7 protein-coding genes are annotated in these 7061 nt (G+C 70.6%); 5 read left to right on the top strand and 2 right to left on the bottom strand.

Annotation, left to right across the window (positions count from 1 at the left end; translation table 11 throughout):
* The first annotated feature begins 189 nt into the window (after positions 1-189).
* The 3 genes from FV228_RS16400 (at position 190) to FV228_RS16390 (ending at position 2215) form a co-directional block, all read left to right on the top strand.
* A complete protein-coding gene (locus FV228_RS16400; protein ID WP_147855603.1) occupies positions 190-1407 on the top strand; it encodes an LL-diaminopimelate aminotransferase in 1218 nt (405 codons plus the stop codon).
* Positions 1408-1541: 134 nt separating this feature from the next.
* On the top strand, positions 1542-1754 hold the full coding sequence (locus FV228_RS16395; RefSeq protein ID WP_147855602.1) for a hypothetical protein: 213 nt from the start codon (positions 1542-1544) through the stop codon (positions 1752-1754).
* A gap of 107 nt (positions 1755-1861) precedes the next feature.
* The gene (locus tag FV228_RS16390; RefSeq protein ID WP_147855601.1) at positions 1862-2215 is read left to right on the top strand and encodes a hypothetical protein; all 354 of its coding nucleotides are present in this window, start codon (positions 1862-1864) and stop codon (positions 2213-2215) included.
* Positions 2216-2241: 26 nt separating this feature from the next.
* Here the strand turns inward: FV228_RS16390 and FV228_RS16385 are convergent, their stop codons facing one another.
* Positions 2242-2568 (bottom strand): DUF3140 domain-containing protein, encoded by a 327-nt coding sequence (locus tag FV228_RS16385; protein ID WP_147855600.1) that lies wholly within the window; start codon positions 2566-2568, stop codon positions 2242-2244.
* Positions 2569-2755: 187 nt separating this feature from the next.
* On the opposite strand from FV228_RS16385, the gene prfB reads away from it, so the two are divergent.
* Positions 2756-3884 (top strand): peptide chain release factor 2 gene (gene prfB, locus FV228_RS16380; protein WP_147855599.1). Its coding sequence is split into 2 segments (ribosomal slippage): positions 2756-2824 and positions 2826-3884, totalling 1128 coding nucleotides; the frame shifts between segments, so codons are not numbered across the junction.
* A 584-nt stretch (positions 3885-4468) separates the two neighbouring features.
* On the opposite strand, the gene FV228_RS16370 is transcribed toward prfB, so the two are convergent.
* Complete coding sequence (locus FV228_RS16370; protein ID WP_147855597.1) at positions 4469-6070, bottom strand: gamma-glutamyltransferase family protein; 1602 nt, start codon at positions 6068-6070, stop codon at positions 4469-4471.
* A 446-nt stretch (positions 6071-6516) separates the two neighbouring features.
* Between FV228_RS16370 and FV228_RS16365 the strand changes: the two genes are divergently transcribed.
* A partial coding sequence (locus FV228_RS16365; protein ID WP_147855596.1) for a HupE/UreJ family protein occupies positions 6517-7061 on the top strand: 545 nt, incomplete at its 3' end.

The following is a 7061-nucleotide window of genomic DNA, read 5'->3' as shown; positions in this document are numbered from 1 at the left end:
CCGCCGAGAGTGCGGGCCGGGGGGCCGCCGCCGCGATCAAGCCGGTGCCCGCGGCGGCGCGATAACGGCACCGATCCGGACCGGATTTTTGAGGGTCGGCGGCGGCACGCAACTCTGCTAGAGCGAATCCTTCGCGCGACCGACACCAACGAGAGACGCCAGATTCGGGACGCGCCGATGGACACGCCCATGACCGACTTCCACCGCATCAAGCGCCTGCCGCCCTACGTCTTCGAGCAGGTCAACCGGATCAAGGCTACCGCCCGAGCCCAGGGCGCCGACATCATCGATCTCGGCATGGGCAACCCCGACCTCGACGCCCCCAAGCACGTCATCGCCAAGCTGTGCGAGACGGCGGGCCGGCCGCGGACCGACCGCTACTCCGCCTCCAAGGGCATCGCCGGCCTGCGCCGCGCCCAGGCGGGCTATTACCAGCGTCGCTTCGGCGTGAGCCTCAACCCCGACACGCAGGTGGTGGCGACGCTGGGCTCGAAGGAAGGCTTCGCCAACATGGCCCAGGCGATCACCGCCCCGGGCGACGTGGTGCTGGTGCCCAACCCGAGCTACCCGATCCACGCCTTCGGCTTCCTGATGGCCGGCGGCGTGATCCGCTCGGTCCCGGCCGAGCCGACCCCGGCGATGTTCCCGGCCCTCGAGCGGGCGATGCGCCACTCGATCCCGAAGCCGGTCGCCCTGGTGGTCTGCTATCCGTCGAACCCGACCGCCTACGTGGCCGACCTCGATTTCTACCGGGACCTCGTCGCCTTCGCCAAGCAGCACGAGCTGATCCTGCTCTCGGATCTCGCCTACGCGGAGGTCTACTTCGACGGCAAGCCGCCGCCCTCGGTCCTGCAGGTCCCGGGCGCGATCGATTGCACCGTCGAGTTCACCTCGCTGTCGAAGACCTACTCCATGGCCGGCTGGCGCATGGGCTTCGCGGTGGGCAACGAGCGCCTGCTGGCGGCGCTCTCCCGGGTGAAGTCCTATCTCGATTACGGCGCCTTCACGCCGATCCAGGTCGCCGCCACCGCGGCCCTCAACGGCCCCGACGACTGCATCGACGAGATGCGGGCGACCTACAAGAAGCGTCGCGACGCGCTGGTGGAATCCTTCGGCAAGGCCGGCTGGACGATCCCGGCGCCCGCGGCCTCGATGTTCGCCTGGGTCCCGATCCCGGAGCGTTACCGGGAGATGGGCAGCCTCGAATTCTCGAAGCTGCTGCTCGAGAAGTCCGACGTCGCCGTGGCGCCGGGCATCGGCTTCGGCGAGTTCGGCGACGAGTATGTCCGCATCGCCCTGGTCGAGAACGAGCAGCGCATCCGGCAGGCCGCGCGCAACATCCGCCGGTTCTTCGACGGCGGCGACAAGACGCTCCACAACGTCGTGCCGATGGCCCAGGCCGTCTGAGGCCGGGCCGAAAAGTTGTTGCCGGCGGGCGACAGGCGCCGTCAAAGGCGTCGTCGTCCCCCGCCGGCGCTTGTCAGAGCGGATCGCGATGCGCAGGGTCGGGCACGGGGGTCCTCCCGCGTCCCGAGTGTTGCATGCGCCGCCTGAACCTCATCGCCGCCCTGCTGCTCGCCGCCGCGGCCTCGGCCTGCGCGCCGAACCCGATCATCGCGCGGGATCCGGTGCCCGCGCCGGGCCCGACGGATGCCTATGCCTGCGACTCGAAGCCGTTGCCGGTCAACGCCTTCATCTCGGATTGCCGGCCGGTGCCGGCGAGCCCGCAGGTGGTCCTGCGCGCCCGCGGCTGACCGGGTTCCGGTTAACCGGTCGGTCCGCATGCGCCGGACAGGCCGCCCGCGATAAGCTAGAGTGTAGGCCAGATGCCGGCCCGGCCGGCCCCGTGACGGAGCATTGTGTGAGCACCAAGACCCTGATCGCCGCCGGATTGCTCGGTCTCGTCGCCCAGGGCGCCGCCGCCGAGCCCGCCTTCCCGCCGGGGATCCCGCAGCCGCGCGCCTATGTCTTCACCGCCCCCAACGGCCCGACGGTCCTGCAGACCGAGGGCTGCTGCCAAGTGCTGGTGCCGCCGGGCCGTCCCGACCTCGCCGTCCCGCCGGTCCCGGTGGCCCAGGTGATGAACGGCGGTGGCTTCGGCTACACCGGTTTCGACTACTACAACGACCAGATCACCGAGAGCCGGTTCGGTGCGCGCAAGCGCCCGAAGGAGTACGTGATCGCCCCGTCCTACATCGTGCCGCCGCGCTACTGAGCCGGACGGGCCGGCGAGCCCGGGCCTCAATCCGTGTGCGGATCGTGGCCCCAGTTCATCAGCGACATCCGCCAGGGTGAGTCGGGGTCCTTGCGGGCGTCGCCGCCCTGCTTCAGGTGGCGGTGGACGTAGCCCACGACCTTGCGCATGGCGGCATAATCGTCGTCGGTGAGATCGGCCTTCTTCTTGTCCTTGATCGCCAGGATGCGCCGGCCCATCGCGTGGCCGGTGGATTCGTCGCCGTCCTTCTTCTGGCCGACCTCCCGGCTCGCCGCGCCGTCGAGGTGTTTGCGCAGCGCCGCCGGCGTCATGTTGAAGGCGCTCCACGTCTGCGCGTGATCGTCGTCCGCCATCCTGGCCGCCTCCGCGTTCCTGCCCGATCCGTGCCCGACAACGCGCCGCCCGCGCGCCGGCTCGCGCACCACCCTGCGGTCGGGCGTCGCACAGTTCGGGCGCGGGGCCCCGGCCCGCCGTTTACAGGGCGGCTCCCGGGCGGTATCACCCCGGCCCGACCCATCACCCGAAGTCCCGAAAAACCAAATGCGCGCCGAGATCGAGCAAGCCTCGGATGCCGCCAAGCAGTCTATAGGACTGCTGAGGAGGCATCTTTGACTGGGATACTGTCGATAAACGCCTCGCGGAGCTGAACGCAGCCTCCGAGAACCCCGACCTGTGGAACGACGCCGACGCCGCGCAGAAGGTCATGCGCGAGCGCCAGCAGCTCGACGAGGCGGTCTCCTCCATCCGCAAGCTCGAGCGCGACCTCGAGGACGGCGCGACGCTGATCGAACTCGGCGAGATGGAGGGCGACGAATCCTCGATCCGCGAGGGCGAGGCCGCGATCCTCGCCGTCGAGAAGGAGGCGGCCAGCCGCCAGGTCGAGACCCTCCTGTCCGGCGAGGCCGACGGCTTCGACACCTATCTCGAAGTCCATGCCGGTGCCGGCGGCACCGAGAGCCAGGACTGGGCGAACATGCTCCAGCGCATGTACGGCCGCTGGGCCGAGCGCCGGAAGTACAAGGTCGAGATCGTCGAGTGGTCGGACGGCGAAGAGGCCGGGATCAAGGGCGCGACGCTCCTGATCAAGGGCCACAACGCCTATGGCTGGCTCAAGACCGAGTCCGGCGTGCACCGGCTGGTGCGGATCTCGCCCTACGATTCCAGCGCCCGGCGCCACACCAGCTTCGCCAGCGTCTGGGTCTACCCGGTCATCGACGACCGGATCGAGATCGAGATCAAGGAGTCCGACTGCCGGATCGACACCTACCGGTCGTCCGGCGCCGGCGGCCAGCACGTCAACACCACCGATTCCGCGGTGCGCATCACCCACAACCCGACCGGGATCGTGGTGGCGTGTCAGCAGGAGCGCTCCCAGCACAAGAACCGCGCCACGGCGTGGAACATGCTGCGCGCCCGGCTCTACGAGGCCGAGCTGAAGAAGCGTGAGGAGAAGGCCAGCGCCGAGGCCGCCGCCAAGACCGATATCGGCTGGGGCCACCAGATCCGGTCCTACGTGCTCCAGCCCTATCAGCTGGTGAAGGACCTGCGCACCGGCACCCAGTCCACCGATCCGGACGCGGTGCTCGACGGTTCCCTCGATCCGTTCATGGAGGCTTCGCTGGCCCAGCGGGTCTATGGCGGTTCCGAAGAGGTCGAGGACATCGACTGAGTTTTTCTCAGTTGAGGCGGCTGCCGCACCCGCGCGTGTTTCCCTCCCCCCCCTCTGCGGGGGAGGGTGGCCCCCGAAGGGGATCGGGCCGGGACGAAGTCCCGCAAGAGGGGAGCGACGGCGCAGAACAGGGCTTCGCCCGTCATGCCGGTCGCGCCCCTTTCTGAACCCGGGTTCCCCTCTCCCGACCCTCGCTGACGCGAGGCCCACCCTCCCCAGCAGAGCTACGGGCTATACAGGTTTCGGTCAGAGCCCTGGTCCTCCCGCTGGTGGAGGAGGCGCGGGTCCCCTCTCCCGTGCGGGAGAGGGACAGGGTGAGGGATGCGACATTTCCGGAAAGCCCTGGTCCCTCACCCCAACCCTCTCCCGCACGGGAGAGGGGGACCGTCGCAGTCTGCAGCAGCGCCAGTGCCTCAAACCTGTGTAGCCCGTAGCCCGCAGAGGGTGGAGGGAGACGCGCTTGGGGTTGGCCTTGGCCCACATCCGGCAGCGACGTGTGAGCTTCGTGGCCCGTGCGGGCGAGGGGACCCGCGCTGTCTCCGGACACTTTTGGTCCGGTAGCCTCCAAAGCTGGCTCCTGTTCCTCAATACCCCAGAGCAGCCCCGTCCTTGCGCGGGTCCGAGCCCGCCGCCAGCGTGCCGGCCGCGCGGTCGATCCAGATGATCTGGCCGCCGCCCAGCGGCAGGGGCGCCCGGATCGCCGGGTGGCCGCGCGCGATCAGGCCCGCCATCGCGGCATCCGAGATGCCGGTTTCGAGTTCCAGGCTGTCGCCGTACGCGAAGCTGCGCGGGGCATCGAGCGCCGCCTGCACGTCGAGGCCCCGGTCGATGATGCCCGACAGCAGCTCGACATGGCCCATGGCCTGGTAATGGCCGCCCATCACGCCGAACGGCGCGACCGCCCGGCCGTCCTTCATCAGCATGCCCGGGATGATCGTGTGCATCGGCCGCTTGCCGGGACCGATGCTGTTCGGATGACCGGCTTCCGTGCGGAACGACAGGCCGCGGTTGTGCAGCAGCACGCCGCTCTCCGGCGCCAGGATCCCCGAGCCGAAGCCCTGGAACACCGAGTTGATCAGCGACAGCGCGTTGCCGTCCCGGTCGACCACGCAGAGGTAGACGGTGTCCTTATGGGCCCGCGCCTCCGCGATTTCTTGCGCGATCTCGGGGTAGATCTCCGGCGGCCGGGCGCGGCCCATGTCGATCGCCCCGTGGGCGGCGGCCTTCCAGGCATCCGACAGCAGGTGCTCCACCGGCACCCGGGCGAGGGCGGCGTCGCCGAACAGCACGTCCCGGTGATGGTAGGCCTGCTTGCAGGTTTCGGCGAACAGGTGGAGCCGGTCCAGGTCCGACAGGGCGCCGACATCGTGATGCGACAGCACGTTCAGCATCATCAGCGCCGCGAGGCCCTGGCCGGCGGGGGGGCACTCGTAGACGTCGTAGCCGCGGTAGCGGGTCGAGACCGGCGCGACCACGTCCGGCCGCGACGTGGCGAAGTCGTCCCGGGTGTGCAGGCCGCCGAGTTCGTTGAGCCGGCGGACCATGTCGTCGGCCACCGGTCCCTCATAGAAGCCGCGCGGGCCCTCCTCGGCGATGCGCCGGAGCGTGGCGGCGAGTTTCGGCAGACGGAAGACGCTGCCGATCGCCGGGGCCTCGCCGCCGACCAGGTAGGTGGCGGCGGCGTGGGGGTCGCCGGCGACCCGGGGGATGTTGCGCTGCCAGTCCCAGCCGACCCGCTGCTGGATCACGAACCCGTCCTCGGCGTAGCGGATCGCCGGCCGCAGCAATTCGCCCAGCGCGCGCGTGCCGTGCTCGCGCACCAGCATGTCCCAGGCTCCGATCGCCCCCGGCACCGTGACCGCGTGCGGCGAGGCCGGCGTGATCGCGGCGCCGTGCTCGGCGTACCAGTCGGGCGTGGCGGCGGCCGGCGCCCGGCCGGATCCGTCCAGCGCGATCGGCTTGGAGGCGCCGGCCGGAGCATAGAGGGCGAAGCAATCGCCGCCGATCCCGGTCATCAGCGGATCGACCACGCACTGCACCGCCACCGCGGCGATCCCGGCATCGACGGCGTTGCCGCCCGCGCGCAGGATCTCGATGGCGGCCAGGGTCGAGGCGGGATGCGAGGTCGCGACGGCGGCGTTGGCGGCGTAGACCGGGGAACGACCGGGTGCGGAGAAATCTCTCACGGGAAATCCTGTCCTGTGCGATCGAGCCGCTGGTCGTCCGCCCCCGCCGGAGAAGGGGCGCCGCCACCGCTCATGCCGAACCGCCGGCTAGGCCCTCTCGGCGCCGGCGTGAAACGGTATCATGTATTCAAGTGATCCGCAGCGCCACGGCCGCCTGTGCTGAACCCCCCGTTCCGTGTCACGCCTTCTCGATGATCGAGACCTTTCCGTCGCGCTCGACGATGCCGACCGCGACCGTGTCGAGGTCGTCCAGGCCCTGCTGGCGGGCGGCGGTGCGGATGTCGGCCTGCTGCATACTCGGCTCCTTCCGATACCCGCCCGGGGCGAGACCTGACGCGCCCCCGACCGTGGAGTTCCGTCGAAGGCCGGACGGGCCGCGGGTCCGGGCACTCGCCGTGCCGCGGGATCGGCGCTACCTTCAACCGGACACCCGCGAAGGATACCCGATGAAGCGCCTGCTTGCCGCCCCGCTCGCCTCTGGCCTTGCCGCCCTTCCCGCTGCGTTCGCGCTGCTGCCGCAGGCGGCCCTGGCCCATCCCGGCCATGGGGCCGCGCTCGGCGCCGAGGCCGGCTTCCTGCATCCGCTGCTGGGTGCCGACCACGTGCTGGCGATGGTCGCGGTCGGACTGCTGGCGGCCCTGCGCGGCGGCCGGGCGCTCTGGGCGCTGCCCCTGTCCTTCCTGGCGCTCATGAGCGTGGGGGCGGGTCTGGGCATGGTCGGCGTCGCGCTGCCCTATGCCGAGACCGGGATCGCACTCTCCATCGTGGTGTTCGGCGTGGCCGCGATCGTCGGCCTGCGGGCGCCGGTTGCGCTGCTCGCCAGCCTCGTCGGCGTATTCGCGGTGTTCCACGGCTACGCCCACGGCGCCGAGATGCCGGAGACCGCCTCGGGCCTGACCTTCGGCCTGGGTTTCCTGGCCGCGACCGCGCTGCTGCATGCGGCCGGGATCGGCCTCGGGATCGCCGCGTCGCGGCTCGGTGCCGCCCGGGC

Origin of the sequence: Methylobacterium sp. WL18 (assembly GCF_008040015.1) — a bacterium.
Classification (GTDB): Bacteria; Pseudomonadota; Alphaproteobacteria; order Rhizobiales; family Beijerinckiaceae; genus Methylobacterium; species Methylobacterium mesophilicum.
Note: the sequence above shows the minus strand (reverse complement) of the source record. Positions and strands in the feature narration are given on the sequence as shown.